A 19,294-nucleotide genomic window follows, 5' to 3' on the forward strand; every position below is an offset into this window, starting at 1 on the left:
GCGGGCTATGCCGCTGAAGGCGACGAACGGTTAGCGCTGTGGTCTGATTGATGGTCGACAGACAGCGGTGGTCGAGATCATTCTGGTAACTGGCGAGCGCCTGTAAGTGCGCTTGCTACCGATCAACAAACGGAGGTGTTTCATGCCGGTGCCCCATGACCTGTATCAGGACCTGAGCTACAGCAAAGAAGACATTCAACAGCGTCGGGCCAATGACCCGCACTTGAATGCCTTGTTCGATAAATACTCCACCATTGATGATCAGGTGCTCAAAGCGGAGGCCGCGGCGGCCGCTGACGAGGAGTTGAAACGACTCAAGGAAAAGCGGTTGCTGATCAAGGATGAAATTTCCGAGAAGCTGACTGCCCGCTTCTGACCCCGACCCTGTCCTGAGCGAGATGTCCCGAAGCTTCGGGCGTCTCGCCAGGTTCTATGCAATCAAGAGCATCGCTGCTCTGCCTGCCGGTTGCGTATTTATTCCCCTGTCTCCACCCGCACGCTTGGCGAGACGCGCCCGAGGGGCGGGCGCGCCTGTTTCAGCGCCTGCCTCAAGGGCACTCGCAGGTGCTCGGGCCGAATACCGGGCCTGCGCAGGGATCCTCGGACGGTCCGAACACCGGGCATGCGGCCAGCGCCGACAGGGATGAAGTGAGCAGCAGGGAAGCCAGGAGGATTTTGATTTTCATGGGGGGATCCACTCTCAATGTGATGGGAATCAATCGGGTTCGATTGTTTGTCGTTCCATGGTGGGGCGCCTGACGGCGCCGCGCGGGAGAGCTTAGATCAGAATCTGGCAACCATGCCTGTGCCCGTGTCGCTACCGCATCAAGGCGCCTTCGCCAGGGCGACGCTCAGCGGCAGGCGCGCCATGTGCGTGGCCTTGAGCGAGCCGAAGTACAGGGCGTCGCCGTATTCGCGCACCGTGGTGATGGGCGCGTAGTTGCCGGCGCTGGCGTCCTGCAGGTTGGCGATGACCTGGCCCTGGGTATCCAGGCCCAGGACGAAGCCGCGTTTTTCCACCGGCTTGGGCAGCAGGGTCATGGCGCGGACGATCATCTTGCGCACCAGCGGGTAGGGCGCGGTGCCGTCCAGCAGGACATTGCGCGGGGCGTAGAGCGCCACCCAGAAACGCCCCTGGCCGTTGAAACTGAGGTTGTCCGGCAGCCCCGGCAGGTTGTCGATGAACAGGTCGCGGGTGCCGGCCTTGGCGCCGCTGAGCCAGTAGCGGCTGATCCGGTAGGCGCCGGTTTCGTTGACCAGCACATAGGCTTCCCGGGGCCCGAGGGCGATGCCGTTGGCGAACTCCAGGCTATCCAGCAACTGTTCGGTCTGGCCGGTCTGGAAGTCATAACGCAGCAGGCGACCGTCGCCGCCGTGCTCGATCACCGCCTCGCCATCCTGGCCGTAGCCCCAGCGGCTGGTGGCGTCGCTGAAGTAGGCATAACGCCCGGCGGCGTCAACCGCCACGTCGTCGGTAAAACCGAAGGGCAGGCCGTTGGCGGAAGTAGCCAGGGTGCTCAACTGGCCCTTGGCGTCCAGCGCCAGCAGGCCCTTGACCGCGTCGGCGATGATCAGCCGGCCATCCGGATGCCGGGCCAGGCCCAGGGGGCGTCCGCCGGTATTGGCCAGTACCTGCAGGGTGCTGCCGTCCAGGGCGGTGCGGATCACCCGCCCGTCATGCAGGCCGCTGATCAGCGAGCCGTTTTCCAGCAACAGGGCTTCCGGCCCGTCGATATTCAGCGCGCCCACCCTCTGCAGGCCCTTGAGCTTCTGGTTCTCGGCGTACAGGCCGCTCTTCAGCGAAGGCGCCACCGGCGGGGTCCAGGCCAATGGCTGGACCTTGGTCGGCATCAGCAGCAGAAAGGCGCCGATGGCGATGATCACGACCAGCAGCAGATGGCGAAACTTGATCCGACGGGGTGCGACTGGCTTCATCGATGGCGGCTCCTGGGTGATGGGTTCAGGTCACACTCTGTGGTGCGACGCCGGCGCCCAGGGGAATTGCCCGTTGCGCCATTTCGCATAAGGCTAGCAGGGAGTCGGCGGACTCCCGTTCTATCCGCCTTCTGAATAACAGGCGATTGCCCAGGCGCATCAGCAGGCCGTCGAAGCGGTATTCCAGGGTGCGGATAAACCGCGTGTGATGGGCGTCCAGTGCCTGGCACTCGTAGGTCACCACCAGCTGCAGGCCATGATCGCCCTGGGCCGAGGCACGCCAGCGATGCCCCGGCAGGTACTCATCGACCCTCCAGCTCAGGTGCCCGCTGCGCCCGCCGGCGTGGATGTCTTCCTCGAACCGCGCGCCGGCGGGCAGGGCCCCGGCCGGACCCTGGACCTTCAGCGACGACGGGTGCCACTCCGGCCAGCGGCTGGAGGCGCTGGCGTAGTCGAGCAGGGCTACCGGGTTGCGCGGAATATCGATCTGATGCTGCATGCGGGTCATGGACGAGGACCTTGTCGATAGAGAGGCGTCAGCGGGTTCCGGCTCCCAGTACAGGGTGCCGAACAGGTAATCCATCAGCGGCAGGACAATGTTGAAATTGCGCTCCTGCATCAGCTCGCGACGGTGATGCAGCTCATGCAGGCGGCGCATCTGGCGGATCCACGGCAGCCGCGCCAACGGGTGCTCGGCCGGCAAGTGTTCGCAGGCATGGAACACTTCGTAGGCCAGGTAGCCGATCAGGGTGCAGCTGGCGAACAGCGCCGCGACATTGGCATTCCACAACTGCAGCAGCCACCACAGCGGTAGGGCGAACAGCAGGCTGTGGACCAGGATCAGCCAGGCCGGGAACAGGATCACCCGCCAGTCCCGGGGGCCGTCGTAGGTCATGTATCCAGGCACGAAAAAGCTGTGGTGATCGCCGCTGTGGCGGGCATAGAACATCCGCGCGAAGGCCTGCTTGTGGTGGCCCAGCCAGCGGTGCACGACGTAGATGCACAGGTTGAAGAACAGCAGCGCCACCGGCACCGCCAGCCACTCCAGCGGCTGCACCTGATGCAGGGTGCTCCACAGCAGGGCGATGCACGCCATGCCGTAGGCCAGCACGAAACCGCCGTGCAGCCAGGGGTTGTAGTGCGGATGAACCGCGGCGCGGTAACGCTCGCGAAATGCCAGGGTGGTTTGCCTCAAGGCCGTTCTCCTGTGGGTTTTGTCGTTCTTATTGACAGAAGATTAGTCCTGCTCGAATTATCCAGCTAATGGATATTCGGAATGGGCATTATTCATGAAGCTGAACTTGCGCCACCTGGATCTCAACCTGCTGCTGGTGTTCGACGCGCTGATGCAGGAGCAGAACCTGTCCCGCGCGGCGGTGCGCCTGAACCTCAGCCAGCCGGCCGTGAGCAACGCCCTGGCGCGCCTGCGCAGCCAGCTCGACGAGCCGCTGTTCATCCGCACTGCCCGGGGCATGCAGCCCACGCCTCGGGCCCATGTGCTGCACGGTTCGGTGCGCCAGGCGTTGCGCCTGTTGCAGGAAGGCCTGGACCCGAGCAGCGAGTTCGACCCGGCGGCGTCCGATCAGACCTTTAGCCTGTCGATGAACGACTACGCCCAGGCGCGCCTGTTGCCGGCGTTGTCGCGGCGCCTGCAAAGCGCCGCGCCCAAGGTGCGCCTGGCGGTGCGCAGCGATGCCGCCGATTCCCTGCCGGCGTGGCTGACCACCGGTCTGCTCGACCTGGCGGTGGACTACCTGTACTTCGACGACCCCGACCTCTGCTACCAGCCGCTGCTGGAAGAACAGCTGGTGGTGATCGGCCGTATCGACCACCCGGCCTTCGAGCCGCAGCTGAGCCTCAAGGCCTATGAGCAGAGCCAGCACGTGGCGATTCCGGACCGCGGTGGGCGCGGCTCGCCGCTGGAGATCGTCCTCGGTTCGGCCAAGGTCCAGCGCCATGTGCAGCTGTTCGTCCCGCATTACCTGAGCATTCCCTTGATCGTCGCCCAGTCGGACTTGCTGGGCACCGTGCCGCGGCGCCTGGCGGAGCACTTCTGCGCGCTGATGCCGATCCGCATCGCCGAGCTGCCGCTGGTGGCGCCGCCGGTGCAGGTCAGCCTGATCTGGCATCGCCAGCAGGAGCGGGTGCCGGGGCATCGCTGGCTGCGCGAGGAGATCATCGCCCTGGCTGCCGGGTTTGCGGGGCAGTCGGAGCTGTCCGGGCATCGATGACAAAAAACCAACAAAAGATTGGGACGAGTCCGATTGGCATCGCGGATGTCGCCTGTATCCTTTGGGCCCCGCTTGATGAGCAGCAGTGCTGACTCAAAGGCGCCAACCCATTGGAGATTGCATGCGTCACTCGATTCTGAATATTGCCCTGGCAGCCAGCTGCCTCTTTGGCCTGGCCGGGCAGACCGCCATGGCAACGGTGGATGCCAGCCAGTACGTGGAACTCAAGGATGCCGTGCCGCAGGTCGTGCCCGGCAAGATCGAAGTGGTGGAGCTGTTTTCCTACGGCTGCGGCCACTGCTACAACCTCGAAGCCTCGATCAACCCCTGGGCGGCCCAGCTTCCCGAAGACGTGAACTTCGTCAAGCTGCCGGCCATGTTCGGCGGGATCTGGGATGTCTACGGCCAGCTGTACCTGACCCTGGCGACCATGGACGCCAAGCCTGAAGTGCACCACGCGGTATTCGAGGCGATCCACGGCGGCAACCGCCTGAAGACCCCCGAGGCCATGGCCGAGCTGCTCAAGGGGCAGGGCATCGAGCCGGCGAAGTTCCTCGCCACCTACAGCTCCTTCGCCGTGCAGGCCAAGGTGATGGACGCGAAAAAACGCACCGCGGCCTACCAGGTCACCGGCGTACCCTCGCTGGTGGTGGACGGCAAGTACCGCTTTGGCATGACCAGCGATGGCGCCAAGGGCCTGTTCGCGGTGGCGGACCAGTTGATCGCCCAGGTGCGGGCGGCGAAGTAAGCCTTGGCCGCTACCGAGCCTGCCTGGTTCGGTAGCGGCGTCGATACCCTTGCCGCCCTGATGGCTGTGCCTGACCTTGTCCAGCCACTAAGCTGATGGCAGGCCACGCAGCCATAGAGGGGAAGAACCCATGATTCTGTGCAAACGCGCCTACGAGCTGGCGAGCCCCGACGACGGTTATCGGGTGCTGGTGGACCGCCTGTGGCCGCGCAACTGTCGCAAGGAGCAGTTGCCGCTGGATGAGTGGTTGAAAGAGCTGGCGCCGTCCACCGAATTGCGCCGAGCCTTCAAGTCCGGCGATCTGGATTTCGCCAGCTTCCGCAGCCGCTACCGCCAGGAACTGACGGCCCGCCCCGAGCATTGGTGGGCGTTGCTGGAACGCGCGCAAAAGGGCCGCCTGACCCTGGTGTACTCGGCCCACGATGAAGCTCACAACAATGCCCGGGTGCTGGCCGAGTGGCTGGAGGACGAGCTGGACCGCCAGGGCGAGGGGAGTTCGCCGGTGTGTTACGCGCACCTGTCGCCGCCTGAATGAAGGCGCTGGGTTTCAGGGGCGTTTCAACATCACATAAGCCTCGCCGCCGCGCCGGTCGTGCATCAGCAGGAAAGTCTGCTTGTCGAGGGTGATTTGCGCCGGCAGGTGCTGCGCCACCGGGGTGCTGGAGAACTGCTCGGCTATCTTGAGAAATTGCGCGCTCAGGCTCTTGTCCCGCTGCGACGGCGTGGTCACCGCGCATTGCTTGCCTTTCTGCACCTGGACCCCAAGGCTGTGGTCCGGCCTGAGCCCCATCCGCGCATACCCGGCATCGTCCAGCCTGGCGATGCCATAGGCTTTGGCCGCGCTGTCGGCCCCGGCGAAGGAGGGCGCGGACTTCAGGCAGATATCGCGAAAGGCCAGTACACCTTCGGCGATGGCCGCCGCTTCCTTATCGATGACTTCGGGCGGGCTGGAGCAGCCGGCCAACAGGGCCAGGACCAGGCTCAGAGGGCTCAGGATCGTGCGGTTCATCGGACCTCCCAGGCATTCGCGGGGCATGCTTATAGCCTAGCCAAGCTTCTGCCTGCGCGATGCACCCTGGTGCCTGGATCGGGTGGGGGCTGTCCGCCAGGTCGGTGTTAACCCTGGTTCTGTAGGAGCGAGCTTGCTCGCGATAGCGTCCTTGCAAGCGCTACCGCTGTAACGACATACCTGAAAAGAAGCGGCTCAGTTGAACCCGACCGACCATCGGTTCACCGTTTCCGGCTCATGGCGCTGGCTCAGGTCGGTTTCGTAATTGCACTGTGGGCCGCTGCAGGAATGTTCCAGGGTGATCGGCGCCTTGAACTCCAGGTGGAACTTGCTGGGTTCCGGCTCCGCTGCCGGGGCGGCCGTTGCCTCTGTCAGGGCAGGCATCGGGTAGCTCAGGTCCAGGCCTTCGGCCTGCGCCGGCAGGGCCAATACACAGAGCACAAGGCTCGCCAGGAGGGTTTTGTCGCTGGACATCATGGGTACCGCGTTTGCGCAAAAGGGTTGCCGAGTATAACGAACGCCTCCCCGGAAATTTAAGCCGAAGGCTCTATCACAGGCCTTGTGCGGCAATGGGTCGCTGTTGGCGCCTCGCACCATGAAACATTTGTCATGGGCCGCCGGCGCCGCCAGCCCCTACACTGGCATTCACCTCCATGGCTCACGGACACCTCCATGACGGCAGCAGCGGCGGCAAGCATCCTCGAAACGGTCGAAGGCCAGCGCCTCAATGGCCCGGCGGGCGAACCCTGGCGCGAGTGGGGGCCGTACCTGAGCGAGCGGCAGTGGGGCACGGTGCGCGAGGACTACAGCGCCGATGGCGATGCCTGGGCCTACTTGCCCCACGACCATGCCCGCAGCCGTGCCTATCGCTGGGGCGAGGACGGGCTGGCGGGGTTCTCCGACAAGGCCCAGCACTGGTGCCTGGGGCTGGCCCTGTGGAACGAGCGCGACAGCATTCTCAAGGAGCGCCTGTTCGGCCTGAACAACGCCGAGGGCAATCACGGCGAAGACGTCAAGGAGCTGTATTTCTACCTCGATGGCGTGCCCAGCCATGCCTATATGCGCATGCTCTACAAATACCCGCAGGCGGCCTTTCCCTATGAAGACCTGCTGCGGGAAAACGCCCGGCGCGGCCTGGACGATACCGAGTACGAGATCCTCGACACCGGGGTGTTCGAGGACGATCGCTACTTCGACGTGACGGTGGAATACGCCAAGCACGCGGTCGACGACATCTTCATGCGGGTCACGGTGCACAACCGTTTCCATCAGCCGGCGCGCCTGCGGGTCTTGCCCCAGGTCTGGGCGCGCAACACCTGGAGCTGGGGCGGCGATTCGCGCAAGCCGAGCCTGCGTCTGGAGGGCGAGCAGTTGCTGGCCCGGCATCCGCGCTGTCCGCCGATGCAGGTCACGGCCTGGGGGCCGGAGCCTTGCGAGTGGCTGTTCTGCAACAACGAAACCAACTTCCCGAAGCTCGATGGCCTCGCCACGCCCGGCCCGTTCAAGGACGGGATCAACGACTATCTGCTGGGAGGCGCCAGCACCGCCATTGCCCGCGATGGCGGAACCCGCGCCGCTGCCCACTTCACTCTGGAGCTGGCCGGGCTGGAGAGCAAAAGCCTGTATCTGCGTTTTGCCCCGGCCGGCTCGCCCCAGGTCAGCGCCCGAACTCTGTTCGAGCAACGGCGGGCCGAGGCCGACGAGTTCTACGCCGCGCTGCAACAGGGCATCGCCGATGCCGACGCGCGTAATGTGCAGCGCCAGGCCCTGGCCGGGTTGCTGTGGTCCAAGCAACTCTACGATTTCGACGTCAACCGCTGGCTCGACGGCGACCCCGGCCAGCCCCCGCCACCGGCATCCCACGCCCATCTGCGCAACAGCCATTGGCGGCACCTGGCGAACTTCGACATCGTGGCCATGCCCGACACCTGGGAATACCCCTGGTACGCCTCTTGGGACCTGGGTTTCCAGGCGGTGGCCCTGGCCTTGATCGATCCAGGGTTCGCCAAGCACCAGCTGTTGCTGCTGGTCAAGGACCGCTTCATGCATCCCAACGGGCAATTGCCGGCCTACGAATGGCGCTTCGACGACGCCAACCCGCCGGTGCACGCCTGGGCCAGCTGGCGGGTGTACCAGCGGGAAAAAGCCCTGACCGGCCAGGGCGACATGGACTTTCTCGAGGGGATCTTCCACAAGCTGCTGCTGAATTTTTCCTGGTGGGTCAACCGCAAGGACGCCGAGGGGCGCAACCTGTTCCAGGGCGGTTTCCTCGGCCTGGACAACATCGCACTGTTCGACCGCTCGGCGCCCTTGCCGCCGGGTTACACCCTGGACCAGGCCGACGGCACCGCCTGGATCGCGGCCTACGCCCTGGACCTGATGCGCATCGCCCTGGAACTGGCCAGGCGCAACCCGGTGTATGTGGACATCGCGGTGAAGTTCTTCGAACACTTCCTGTACATCGCCGGGGCCATCAACCGGCTGGACAACAGCGACGCAGGGCTGTGGGACGAGCAGGACCGATTCTTCTACGATGTGCTGCATCGCCCCGACGGCGGCAACGAACCGCTGCGCCTGCGCTCCATCGTCGGCCTGATGCCGTTGTTCGCCGTGCAGGTGCTGGAACAGCATGAACACGAATGCCTGCCGGGGCTGCGTGAGCGCTTGCTGGGGTTCATGCACCATAGGCCGGACCTGGCCAATCTGGTGTCGCGCTGGAACGAACCGGGGCAGGGCAATCGCCTGTTGCTCGCGCTGTTGCGCGGCGAGCGCACCAAGGACCTGCTCAAGCGCATGCTCGACGAGGCCGAATTTCTCTGCGACTTCGGTATCCGTTCGCTGTCCAGGGTCTTCGCCGAACACCCCTTCGCCCTGCAGGTCGACGGTCACCAACTGTGCGCCCGGTACGCGCCGGCCGATTCCGACTCACGGCTGTACGGCGGCAATTCCAACTGGCGCGGGCCGCTGTGGATGCCGATCAACTACATGCTGATTGAGTCTCTACGTGAGTTTCATCGCTATTACGCCGACAACTTCTCGGTGGAATACCCCAGCGGTTCCGGCTACCTGGCGTCCCTGGAGGAAGTCGCCGACAGCCTGAGCCAGCGCCTGACCCGCCTGTTCCTGCGCGACGAGGACGGGCGGCGCCCATCGATGTGCGCCTACGCGCAGTTGCAGGCCGATCCCCGGGACCGGGAACTGCTGCTGTTCCATGAGTACTTCCACGGCGACACCGGCCGCGGCCTGGGGGCCAGCCACCAGACCGGTTGGACGGCACTGGTGGCGTTGTTACTTCAGCGCTGATTTCTACGCAGCAGTGCGATGCGCCGAATTTTTTGAGTTACGTGATCATTGCAGTCGCGCATGCAAGCCAGGTCCAATAGGCGTAGGGCTTCTTCAGGATCGTTGAGCTTTTCCAGTTGGTAGATTGCTTCATCAGCGTAGAGTACGGGGTCGCGAGTGCCTGCTTCGATTCTGGTCATGCGTGATTTGGAGGCTTCTGGGCCACGATCCAGTTTCTCGAGCACCGTGCCTCGGATGGATACGCTGTAATCGTTGGAGCACTGGCGTTTGCTGGCAAGGTCCAAAAGGCGTAATGCTTCATTGGCATCATTGCGTTGCACCAACTGGTATCTGGCTTCGTCGTTGTAGAACGTGGGATTCTTACTGCCGTTGTTGATGGCTTGACGACGTTGAGCGGAGGCTTCTGGGCCTCGATCCAGATGCTCGAGCACTTTGTTCCGGATGGCTAAGCTGTGATCGTTGGAGCACTGGCGTTTGATGGCAAGATCCAAAAGGCGCAGAGCCTCATCGGCATCATTGCATTGCTCCAACTGGTATTTGGCTTCTTCGGTGTAGAACGCAGGGTTCCTACTACCGTCCTCTATGGCTTGGCGGCGCTGAAGCGTGGCCTCATTCGGATCTCCTACGAGCTTTTGGCAACGGTTCTGGATGGACTGGACATGGTTGTTGATGGCTTCAGGGTAGGCTTTCTGGTGCTCCTCAAGTCGCGCCAGAAACTCTTCAGCCCCACTCTTGCCCCGGCCCAAGAGGAGCTTTCCGAGATTAGCCAGATAGGGTGGAAATTGCGGGCTTAGCTCCAGTGCTTGCTCGAAGGCTTGCAAGGCTTCATTGCAAGTGTCTCCTTGAGTCTTTTGCAGGCATTCACCAAGGAAACGTTGGGCCTTGTGCTCGCGAGGATGAATATTGGTCAGCAGTTGCAGGACTTCCTGCTGTCGTTCAATCGACTCACCTGCGTCGCGGCGACGGTGGTAGATGACCCATAGGGCCTCATTGCTCCAGCCGGTTTCCTTGCCGGTCAGATGTTCGGCCCACTCCTCGATAGTTCCCAATTCATTGCAACACAGCAGGTGGTAGAAGCTTTCATTGGCCCGCTGGAAGTTGATCTGCTCTTTCTGACGACCGATCTGACGCTGCCAGCACCGGGCGATCAACAGATGCATGTCCGCCACTTCTGCCGGGATATCTTCTGCGTAATCGGGAGTGAGTTCGGCGTCTTTAAGCGCCAGTTTCTTCTGCCGCGTCCAACTGGCGATGAAGCCATGCAGGTAGTGATCTTTGTTGTTGTCCAGAGGAAGCAGGCCGCGCCTTCTCAGGTTCTGCCAGGCATCCTGGATGCCCAGGCGGTCCTCCAGATAGTCGGCATGATCCTGTGGAATCGCATTACGGTAGAGTGCCAGGACCTTGAGCAATCTTTGCTCTGCATTGCCGAGTATTTCATCGTGAATAATGCTGAGCAGTTTCTCGTCCAGGCGCTCTATGACTTCATGGCGAAGGTTCTGGTAGACCGCCAAGGGGGAGCTTTTCTTTTCCGCCGCGATAGTGGCGAGCAACTCGATTGCCAAGGTATGGGCAGTGCCTCCCTGTCCTCCGCCCAGCCACTGGTAGAGTGCTCTCAAGTTATTGCCGGTATAAGTCCACTCGGATTTCTGCGCTTGAGGTGCCCTGGCTGCCAGGAGGGAAGCCAGGCCTGCCCGGTCGAGCCCAGGTATTTCCTGGATCACGCAGTCGCGACCAAAGCTGCCTTCTTCCGGTTTTTCGCTCAGCTCATAGACCCACTTCCAGTCGGGGAATGCCTGCGCCAGGGCTGCCAGCAGGGTGCGAATCTCAGGGTTGCGCCAATGCGACTTTTCAAACAGCAGATGGGCACCGTCGATCCAGACGAATGCATTCTGGGCATGGGGATAAAGCCGTTTAAGTTCTTGCGCCTGTTCCTCGACCGTCCCGCTGGGTGGAAGCGGATCTTCCCGTCGGTTGTTCAGCGCATCCAGCAGGCGACGAAAAAGCTCGCCAACCGTCATCTGGCGGCTTGAGTGAATGTCTACAAAGACCGTTCCTTGAAATGCTGCTTGTCGGTGCAGCGCCTTGATCAGGGTTGTCTTGCCATTGCCACTCAAGCCGTACAACGCAACGGATGGCTTTTCCTTGAGCATGGCGGTGAGGGTGGAGATCAGCTTGTCGCGGCCAAACAATTCCGGCGGTTTTGGGATGTCGTCGGACGGTAGATTGTCCGGCACTGATAATGGCGCTGCTTCTACGCTGTCCGAGACCGTGACAGATGAAACCGGGGCTGCGCAGACCGAATGTTTGAAATGCCACCGCCCGTCTTCCGCCATATCGGCAACCGTCTGTGTTTTCCAGCCATTCTTGAATTCGAACAGATGGGCAACCCCGCTACCCTGCTGCAGGTCGAGGCTGACCAGATTGAAGCCGAATTGGTCATCGGTCTCGGCACCTATGGCGCCCGCTTCCAGTTTGATCAGCTTCTGTCCGGGATCGAGCCAGGGGTTGTGACTGTGCCCATGCAGCCAGAACTGGAAGTCATGGGCCTTGCGTTTTTTGATGATCTCGATTTCGGCCTGATTGAACCAGTCCCGGGGATGGTGAATCAGGCCAATCTTCAGGTCAGCCCCTTCCAGGGCGTTGCTCATGTGGTTGAACTGCCAATCCGCCCCAAGCCACATCTGGCCCTTATCGTCGTTGTCGTAGCAACTCCATGCGGAGTTGAAGCCGGCGATTCCAACCTTGATACCGCTCAGGTCGATCTGTCGGGCGTAGAGGTGTCGCACGGGGTCATGCAGATGCGGCAGGTACTGCGCGGTAAAGACTCCATAGTCCTCCATCCGCTTCATGTCCGCCGTGAACTCTGCCGACAGGCTGTCAAAACGGGAGCTGATTTGCCGCGTGTATTCCATGGAGGTTTTAGCCATGGTCCGCAGGTGGTGCTGCTGACCCTCAAGAACTTTCTTGCGGTTCACATCATGATTGCCGGGTACGACAAACAGCCGCTCCCGTTCCAGGCCACAACAGGCAAGCAACTGATCGAAGAAGTCCTTGGCCGGCTGGTACTGCTCAGGCATTGGAGAGTCCGGTGTCTGACCAAAGGCGATATCGCCCGTGCAGAAGATCAACTGCGGTTTGGGCAGCTCGTTGGCCTGGAACTTTCGAGTCAGGAACTCCAGTAACTTGCGGCGTGCATGGCTGTCTGCCCAGGCGGTTTTTTTATGAAAGTGGATATCCGACAGGTGGAGCCAATGCAGCGAGCGGTGGTTGGGCATAGTGTTGAGCAATCAGGAAGGAGGCGATGGGGCGCTAGCATAGTCATGTAAGTGGATAGGATCCAATGTGCCAGCCTGCGGCGCGAAGTTTTTGAGGTAACGTGGCGCAGGCTGACCATCAAACCCGACGTGGCAGGCCGATCAGGCACTCAAGGTATCCGGCTGCGGCACGGCCCAATCCTCGATCAACCGCTGCGGGGTGCAGCAGGTCTTGCGCTTGTAGACGAAGCCGGCGCATTTCTCGGCGAAGCCGTGGCGGTTCTGCACCATGTCCAGGTGCATCTGTTCCAGCTCGGCGTTGCGGCAGTGCTGCATCAGTTGCGGGTCGGCGTTGGCCTTGCGCTCGCGCAGGGCCTGGTATTTCGGTTCGGTCAGCACGGCGTTGGCCCGTTGCAGCAGCCACAGGCCGAATTCGTCGGGGCAGCGCGGGCCGACTTCCTGGACCATGCCCATCTGCAGGGCCTGGAAGGCGTTGATCGGCAGGCATTCCTCGGTGAGCTTGTGCGCCATGGCGTGGCCGACGGCGCGGGGCAGGCTGTAGGTCCAGTATTCCGAGCCGTACAGGCCCATGCTCTTGTAGTGCGGGTTGTAGACAGTATTGGCCCGGGCCAGCACCACATCGGCCGCCAGGGCCAGCATCAGGCCGCCGGCCCCGGCATTGCCGGTCAGGCCGCTGACCACCAGTTGGCGGGCGCTGAGCAGCTCCTTGCAGACGTCGTCGATGGCCTGGATGTTGTTCCAGGCCTCCAGGCCCGGCACCGGCGCGGCCTGGATCACGTTGAGGTGCACGCCGTTGCAGAACGCGCCACGCCCGCCCTTGAACAGCAACACTTTGGTGTCCCGGGCCTTGGCCCATTGCAGCGCGCTGACCAGGCGCTGGCAGTGTTCGGTGCTCATGGCGCCGTTGTAGAACTCGAAGGTCAGCTCGCCGACATGGCCCGACTCGCGGTAGCGGATCGGCTGGTAGGCCTCGTCGCTGAACGGCTCGCTGGCGACCGACCAGTCCAGGTGGGGCACGCCGTCCAGCTGGCCGGCCAGCACATGGCGGGCCGGCAGCTTGAAGTGTTCCGTGCCCGGCCGGGCCTTGCGCTTGAGGGAGCCGATCCACAGGCTGCGGTCGCCGCAGGCCACCAGTACCGCGTCGTCGTGCACCGCCAGCAACTCGCCGGGGGTGCCGCTGCGGCTATCCAGGTGCGCGTCATACAGGTAGTACTGGCCGCCGGCGAGGCTGGCCAGGACTCCGGGCTGGCCATCGGCGGCGTCGATGCAGCGTTTGATGAAGTTGGCGCTGTCGTGCCAGCTGAAGCTGCGGTCGTCCTGTTTCATGTTCGGTTGCAGGCGGCCGCGCACTTGCGGCTGGCTGTAGTCCAGGGGCACTGGGACGAAGTCGCTGCCGAACTTTTCCACCACATCGCGGATGCAATGGATCGCCGCATCGGCCACCGGCCCGTTGTACAGCTCGGACTTGCGCACCTGCGCCGGCACCTTGAATTCCCAGGTGGACCAGACCGGCCCGGCGTCCATTTCTTCCACTGCCTGCAGGGCGGTGACGCCCCAGCGCTCGAGGTTGTTGCTGATGGCCCAGTCCAGGGCGCTGGCGCCGCGGTCGCCGACGATGCCCGGGTGGATGATGATCACCGGGCGGGTCGGGTGGCGCCACAGTTGCTCGGGCACCCGGTCCTTGAGGAAGGGGCAGATCACCAGGTCGGCATCGGCCTGTTCGATCTGCCGGCAGACTTCCTCTTCGCTGGTGAACAGCACCACGCTGGGGCGGTGGCCGGACTGGCGCAGGTCCAGCCAGGCACGCTGGGTGAGACCGTTGAAGGCGGTGGACAGCAGAATGATCTTCAGCGATTGCATAACGACTCTTCCTTGAAGGTGAAGCGGGGCCGGCTGTTCCGAAAAGCCGTCCCTGGCCGATGGAGGCGCAAGAGTAGAGAGGACCTTTGGGGGTACTGCTGATCGAGATCAATCAAGTGCGTCGTGCGGTGTAGCGAGGTGCCGGATTACATATATTCGTTAGTTAGCCTGGGTAAATTTTTAATTACTTCCAAATGGATTCAGCCCTGTTGCACAGTCGCTCCCCTAATCCTGGGTCGGCAATGTCCCGACCCAGCCAGACGATTTCGGGATGGGGGAGCTGTCTCGTGAGGGAGCAAGGTATGGGTGCGAATCGGAACCCTCATTACTCACTGATCGGGCAGATGTTCAAACGCGACTATCAGTGGCTGTGCGCCTCGGTGGGTCGTGTCCTGGGCTGTCATCACAGCGCCCAGGACATCGCCTCGGAAACCTTCGTGCGGGTGCTGGCCCTGCCGGACCCGGCGGCCATCCGCGAGCCCCGGGCGCTGCTGACCACCATCGCCCGGCGTCTGGTCTACGAAGGCTGGCGGCGCCAGGACCTGGAGCGCGCCTACCTGGAAAGCCTGGCCCTGGCACCGACCCCGGTGCACCCGTCACCCGAGGAGCGGGCACTGGTGATCGAAGCGCTGCTGGCGGTGGACCGCTTGCTCAACGGTTTGTCCGCCAAGGCCAAGGCGGCCTTTCTCTACCATCAGCTCGACGGCCTGACCTACGCCGAAATCGGCCAGCAGCTGGGGGTGTCCACCAGTCGCGTCCAGCAGTACATGGCCGAGGCGTTCAAACGGTGTTATCTGGCGATGGCCGACGCATGAGCCGTCCGCGCGCCAACGAGGCGCTGGTGGATGAAGCCGCGCAATGGATGGCGCTCCTGCAATCGGGGCAGATGAATGCCCAGGAATGCCAGGCATTCCACGACTGGCGCGCCGCCGACCCCCAGCATGAGCAGATCATCGCGCTGATGGGCGGCGGCCTGGGGGCGTTGCGCAGCCAGGCCTTGCGCAACCTGTCCCGGGACAGCCTGCTGCACAGCCTGAATGCGCCGTCGAGCCGCCGGCGTTTTATCGGCGGCAGCCTGAGTGTGATGGCCCTGGCCTTGGCCGCGACCTTGCTCGGCCGGCGCTACGGCCTGCTGCCCGAGGCGGGCGCCCTGTACACCGGCACCGGCGAGCGCCGCGACTTCACCCTGGCCGACGGCAGCGCCCTGACCCTCAATGCCCGCAGCCAGGTCGTGACCCGCTTCGATGCCCGGCAGCGGCTGTTGCAACTGCGCAATGGCCAGTTGTTGGTGGACGTGGCCAAGGACCCGCAGCGGCCCTTCGTGGTGGAAACCGAACACGGGCGCATGCGGGCCCTGGGCACCAAGTTTCTGGTGGAGCGCGGCGAGGACTGGACGCGTCTGGTGATGTTGCATTCGCAGGTCGAGGTGCTCACCGCCAGTGGCGCGCGGCAGCTGGTCGAGGCTGGAGAAAGCCTGCGTTTCGACGGGCAGCGCCTGTTGCTGCTGGAGCATGCCAAGGGCCATGAAAGCGCCTGGACCTCGGGCGTATTCGAGGCCCGCGACCGGCCCCTGAGCGAGGTGATCGACAGCTTGCGTGGCTACCGGCGCGGCATCATCCGCCTCAGCCCCCAGGTGGCCGACCTGCGCCTGAGCGGCATCTATCCCCTGGACGACAGCGACCGCAGCCTGCAGCTGCTCGAGCGTTCGTTGCCAATCCGCGTCAGCTACCACAGCCCGTACTGGGTCAGCATCGAGCCGCGCTGAAGGGCGCGGTTATAACCCCATAACCTCTTGGCCTAACCGCTCCCTATAAAAAACCGCCAGTCGCTGCTCATTCCCTGCAACCGCATTCAACAGGGAATTGTCCATGCACTCATCGATCCTTTTCCACCCGCCGCGCCGGCCACTGGCGTGCCTGTCTCTGGCCCTGGTCCTGGCATTCGGCACTTATGGCAGCTCCGCCTGGGGACAGCAGACAGATGCCCGGCCGATCACCTTCGACATTTCCCCCGGCCCGCTGGACGAGGTGCTGCTGGATATCTCGCGGCAGACCGGGGTGCCGATTTCCTTCAGCCAGAACCTGGTGCAGGGCAAGCGCAGCCCGGCCATTCGTGGCGCCCTGGGTGGCCAGCAGGCGGTGGACAAGGCCCTGCAAGGCAGCGGCCTGGAGGCTCAGCACAGCGAGCAGGGGCTAACCATTCGCAATGCTCCGGCCAGTGCCAAGACCAGCCCTAAAGTCAGCGCCGTGGCGCCGGTTCGCGCGGCGGACCCGCAGCTGGAAAAAGTCACGGTGACCGGCTCGCGCATCGCCCGCGCCCAGTCCGACGGCGCCACCCCGGTGAACGTCATCACCCATGAGGAGATGGAGGCCCGCGGTTACCGCAATGTCTACGACGCCCTGGCGACCCAGACGCAGAACACCGGCATGACCCAGGGCGAGGACTACGGCAACACCTTCCAGCCCGCCGCCAGCGCCCTCAACCTGCGGGGGCTGGGGCCCAACCACACGCTGGTGCTGATCAACGGCCGGCGGGTGGCGGACTATCCGACGGCCTATGACGGCCGGGTCAACTTCACCAACCTGGCCAATATTCCCTCGGCGATCATCGACCGCATCGAGATTCTCAGCAGCGGCGCCTCGGCGATCTACGGCTCCGATGCGATCGCCGGGGTGGTCAATATCATCCTCAAGGAGCAGGCCAGCGGCATCGACGTCAACCTGCGGGGCGGCACCACCGAGCGGGGCGGCGGCGACAACCAGCGCCTGCAGATCAGCGGCGGTGGCAGCTGGGGGGATTTCGATGGCCTGTTCGGCCTCGAGCTGACCCAGCGCGAGCCGATCTGGAACGACGATCGCGGCTTCATGAAAAACGGGCCGGTCCAGGATGTCGGTTACCGGCGCAACCTCGACACTGGCAAATACATCGGCCCCGGTTGCGGCGCCTATCCGGGGGTCTTTGGCAATCACCTCAGCGGCAGCGGCGGGCGCTGTACCACCGACCAGTCCTACAACGATTACCGGACCCTGCAGACGCAGAAGGAAAACTACGACGGCTACACCCGTGGCACCTGGCATTTCAGCGACAGCGGCAAGGTCTTCGCCGACCTGATGTATGGCCTGGACCATATCCAGAACAACACCCGCGGGCCGAGCTTCACCTCGCCCGACTTCATCAACCAGAACACGGGCAACCTGGAGCGCTGGTTCCGGCGTTTCTCCGAGGAGGAAATCGGCGGCCGCACCAGCAACAACAGCAAGTGGCGCGACACTTCCTGGACCGGCACCCTGGGCCTGTCCGACCGGATCGCCGACACGGCCTGGAGCTACGAGCTGGCGGCCAACCGCTCGGAGTACCGCAGCGTGCGCACCACGCGCTATACCCCGTCGGCCACTATCCGCGATTTCTACCTGGGCCCGCAGTTGGGCGAGCAGGGCGGTTATCCAGTGTTCGCCCCGGATGCCTCGCGCCTTGACCGGCCGCTGACCGAGGAGGAGTGGCGGCAGTTTCGCCGCAACCTGACCCAGACCAGCAAGTCGGTGTCGCAGAGCTACAACGCCTCGCTCAATGGCGAGCTGTTCGACCTGCCAGCCGGGCCGGTGGGCTTCGCCGGCATCCTGGAGCTGGGCAAGCAGGAATACCGCGTCGACCCGGACGACGGGCTCAACGACGGCAGCTTCTACGGCACCACCCCGGCGCAGAGCTCCGGAGGCTCGCGCAAGCGCTACGCCGCCGGCGGCGAGTTCAGCGTGCCGATCAGCGACAGCCTGCTGGCATCGCTGGCGGGGCGTTGGGACCAGTACAAGTTCAGCGGTCGCACCGAGCAGCAGAAGACCTACAACCTTGGCCTGGAATGGCGCCCGCTGAACAGCCTGCTGTTGCGCGGCAGCTACGGCACCAGCTTCCGCGCCCCGGACCTGAACTACATCTACCAGGCCGACACCAACGACTACATACCGGACCAGATCGACTACTACGGGTGCAGCCAGGGCGTGGAGGGCGCCTGCGATCGCGGGCGGGTGGACTACACCCAGAGCGGCACCGCCGACCTCAAGTCCGAGCGGGGCAAGTCCTGGACCTACGGTTTTGTCTGGTCGCCGTCGCGCAACTTCGATGTGTCGGTGGATTACTGGCGCGTGCAGATCGAAGACCTGCTGACCACCGTCGACCAGAACCGCCTGCTGCAAGAGGAGAACGCCTGCCGCAGTGGCGCCATGGACATCGACTCGGCCAGTTGCCAGGCGACCCTGGCGCGGATCCAGCGCAACCCGGGCACTGCCGCGGTGGACCCGAACCGCTTGCAGCGGGTGCAGCTCAACGCGATCAACGCCGCCAGCGAACGGGTCAGCGGGCTCGACCTGAAAAGCAATATCCGCTGGGGCGCCGGGGAGTATGGGGCCTTCAGTTCGACCCTGGGCTACACCCTGGTGCTCTCGCATTACTACAAGGAATCGGACGACGCACAGACCCAGGACTGGCGCGTGGACCGCAGCAATCACGACTGGCGCAGCAAGGCCAACGCCAGCCTGACCTGGGATTACCAGCACTACACCGCGACCCTGCTGGGCATCCGCTACGGCAGCGTCACCAACGGCAACGCCGACGGGCGCGTGTCGCCCTGGACGGTGTTCAACGCCAGCGCCCGCTACAAGCTCAACGACCGCGCTAGCGTCGGCCTGACCGTCAACAACCTGCTGAACCAGGTCAAGCGCGACGACTCCGCCGGCTGGCCGTACTACACCATCGGCAACTACGACCCCTATGGCCGGCAGTGGTGGCTGGATGTGAGCTATCACTTTGGCGGTTGATCCCCCCCTATGGCTCAGGATGGTGTCTGGCCTGATGCACCGCGGCGCCTGCATCGCGAGCAAGCTTCGCTCCTACAGGTTTTGTTGCGCCTGCAAATGGAGGTCTTCCCGCGATTCCTCCGTAG

15 protein-coding genes are annotated in these 19,294 nt (G+C 63.6%); 8 read left to right on the top strand and 7 right to left on the bottom strand.

Annotation, left to right across the window (positions count from 1 at the left end; all coding sequences use genetic code 11):
* Nucleotides 1-142: 142 nt before the first annotated feature.
* On the top strand, nt 143-376 hold the full coding sequence (locus tag ACTJKT_RS20085) for a DUF465 domain-containing protein (protein ID WP_025804516.1): 234 nt from the start codon (nt 143-145) through the stop codon (nt 374-376).
* A 172-nt stretch (nt 377-548) separates the two neighbouring features.
* Here ACTJKT_RS20085 and ACTJKT_RS20090 read toward each other — a convergent pair whose 3' ends face one another.
* The 3 genes from ACTJKT_RS20090 to ACTJKT_RS20100 all read right to left on the bottom strand — a co-directional run bounded on the left by ACTJKT_RS20090 (nt 549) and on the right by ACTJKT_RS20100 (nt 3,130).
* Nucleotides 549-686 (bottom strand): PA0050 family protein, encoded by a 138-nt coding sequence (locus tag ACTJKT_RS20090; protein ID WP_007932359.1) that lies wholly within the window; start codon nt 684-686, stop codon nt 549-551.
* 139 nt (nt 687-825) lie between these two features.
* Nucleotides 826-1,935: an SMP-30/gluconolactonase/LRE family protein gene (locus tag ACTJKT_RS20095; RefSeq protein ID WP_440788286.1), complete on the bottom strand. Its 1,110-nt coding sequence runs from the start codon at nt 1,933-1,935 to the stop codon at nt 826-828.
* Nucleotides 1,936-1,960: 25 nt separating this feature from the next.
* The gene (locus ACTJKT_RS20100) at nt 1,961-3,130 is read right to left on the bottom strand and encodes an SRPBCC family protein (RefSeq protein ID WP_440788287.1); all 1,170 of its coding nucleotides are present in this window, start codon (nt 3,128-3,130) and stop codon (nt 1,961-1,963) included.
* A 94-nt stretch (nt 3,131-3,224) separates the two neighbouring features.
* On the opposite strand from ACTJKT_RS20100, the gene bsrA reads away from it, so the two are divergent.
* From bsrA to ACTJKT_RS20115, 3 genes are all read left to right on the top strand, one after another.
* Nucleotides 3,225-4,166, top strand: a complete 942-nt coding sequence (gene bsrA / locus ACTJKT_RS20105; protein ID WP_440788288.1) for a LysR family transcriptional regulator BsrA — start codon at nt 3,225-3,227, stop codon at nt 4,164-4,166.
* A 121-nt stretch (nt 4,167-4,287) separates the two neighbouring features.
* On the top strand, nt 4,288-4,914 hold the full coding sequence (locus tag ACTJKT_RS20110) for a thiol:disulfide interchange protein DsbA/DsbL (protein ID WP_440788289.1): 627 nt from the start codon (nt 4,288-4,290) through the stop codon (nt 4,912-4,914).
* 130 nt (nt 4,915-5,044) lie between these two features.
* Nucleotides 5,045-5,449: a DUF488 domain-containing protein gene (locus ACTJKT_RS20115; RefSeq protein WP_440788290.1), complete on the top strand. Its 405-nt coding sequence runs from the start codon at nt 5,045-5,047 to the stop codon at nt 5,447-5,449.
* 12 nt (nt 5,450-5,461) lie between these two features.
* Here ACTJKT_RS20115 and ACTJKT_RS20120 read toward each other — a convergent pair whose 3' ends face one another.
* Nucleotides 5,462-5,923, bottom strand: a complete 462-nt coding sequence (locus tag ACTJKT_RS20120; protein ID WP_440788291.1) for a hypothetical protein — start codon at nt 5,921-5,923, stop codon at nt 5,462-5,464.
* 195 nt (nt 5,924-6,118) lie between these two features.
* On the bottom strand, nt 6,119-6,397 hold the full coding sequence (locus ACTJKT_RS20125; RefSeq protein ID WP_440788292.1) for a hypothetical protein: 279 nt from the start codon (nt 6,395-6,397) through the stop codon (nt 6,119-6,121).
* Between the two features lie 198 nt (nt 6,398-6,595).
* On the opposite strand from ACTJKT_RS20125, the gene ACTJKT_RS20130 reads away from it, so the two are divergent.
* Nucleotides 6,596-9,226, top strand: coding sequence for an MGH1-like glycoside hydrolase domain-containing protein (locus ACTJKT_RS20130; RefSeq protein WP_440788293.1), 2,631 nt, complete (start codon nt 6,596-6,598; stop codon nt 9,224-9,226).
* Here ACTJKT_RS20130 and ACTJKT_RS20135 read toward each other — a convergent pair.
* Together ACTJKT_RS20135 and ACTJKT_RS20140 are read right to left on the bottom strand one after the other, a co-directional pair.
* On the bottom strand, nt 9,217-12,501 hold the full coding sequence (locus ACTJKT_RS20135; RefSeq protein ID WP_440788294.1) for a metallophosphoesterase: 3,285 nt from the start codon (nt 12,499-12,501) through the stop codon (nt 9,217-9,219). The two genes, ACTJKT_RS20130 and ACTJKT_RS20135, sit on opposite strands and share 10 nt — an antisense overlap.
* 141 nt (nt 12,502-12,642) lie before the next feature.
* Nucleotides 12,643-14,361 (bottom strand): hydrogenase maturation protein, encoded by a 1,719-nt coding sequence (locus ACTJKT_RS20140; protein ID WP_440788295.1) that lies wholly within the window; start codon nt 14,359-14,361, stop codon nt 12,643-12,645.
* A gap of 302 nt (nt 14,362-14,663) precedes the next feature.
* Here ACTJKT_RS20140 and ACTJKT_RS20145 point away from each other — a divergent pair, with 302 nt between their 5' ends.
* The 3 genes from ACTJKT_RS20145 to ACTJKT_RS20155 all read left to right on the top strand — a co-directional run bounded on the left by ACTJKT_RS20145 (nt 14,664) and on the right by ACTJKT_RS20155 (nt 19,169).
* Nucleotides 14,664-15,176, top strand: coding sequence for a sigma-70 family RNA polymerase sigma factor (locus ACTJKT_RS20145; RefSeq protein WP_440788296.1), 513 nt, complete (start codon nt 14,664-14,666; stop codon nt 15,174-15,176).
* Complete coding sequence (locus ACTJKT_RS20150; protein ID WP_440788297.1) at nt 15,173-16,126, top strand: FecR domain-containing protein; 954 nt, start codon at nt 15,173-15,175, stop codon at nt 16,124-16,126. Before ACTJKT_RS20145 ends, ACTJKT_RS20150 begins: the two co-directional genes overlap by 4 nt.
* A 103-nt stretch (nt 16,127-16,229) precedes the next feature.
* Complete coding sequence (locus ACTJKT_RS20155) at nt 16,230-19,169, top strand: TonB-dependent receptor (RefSeq protein WP_440788298.1); 2,940 nt, start codon at nt 16,230-16,232, stop codon at nt 19,167-19,169.
* Nucleotides 19,170-19,294 lie beyond the last annotated feature (125 nt).

This window comes from Pseudomonas sp. 22526 (assembly GCF_052044735.1).
Lineage (GTDB): Bacteria > Pseudomonadota > Gammaproteobacteria > Pseudomonadales > Pseudomonadaceae > Aquipseudomonas > Aquipseudomonas piscium.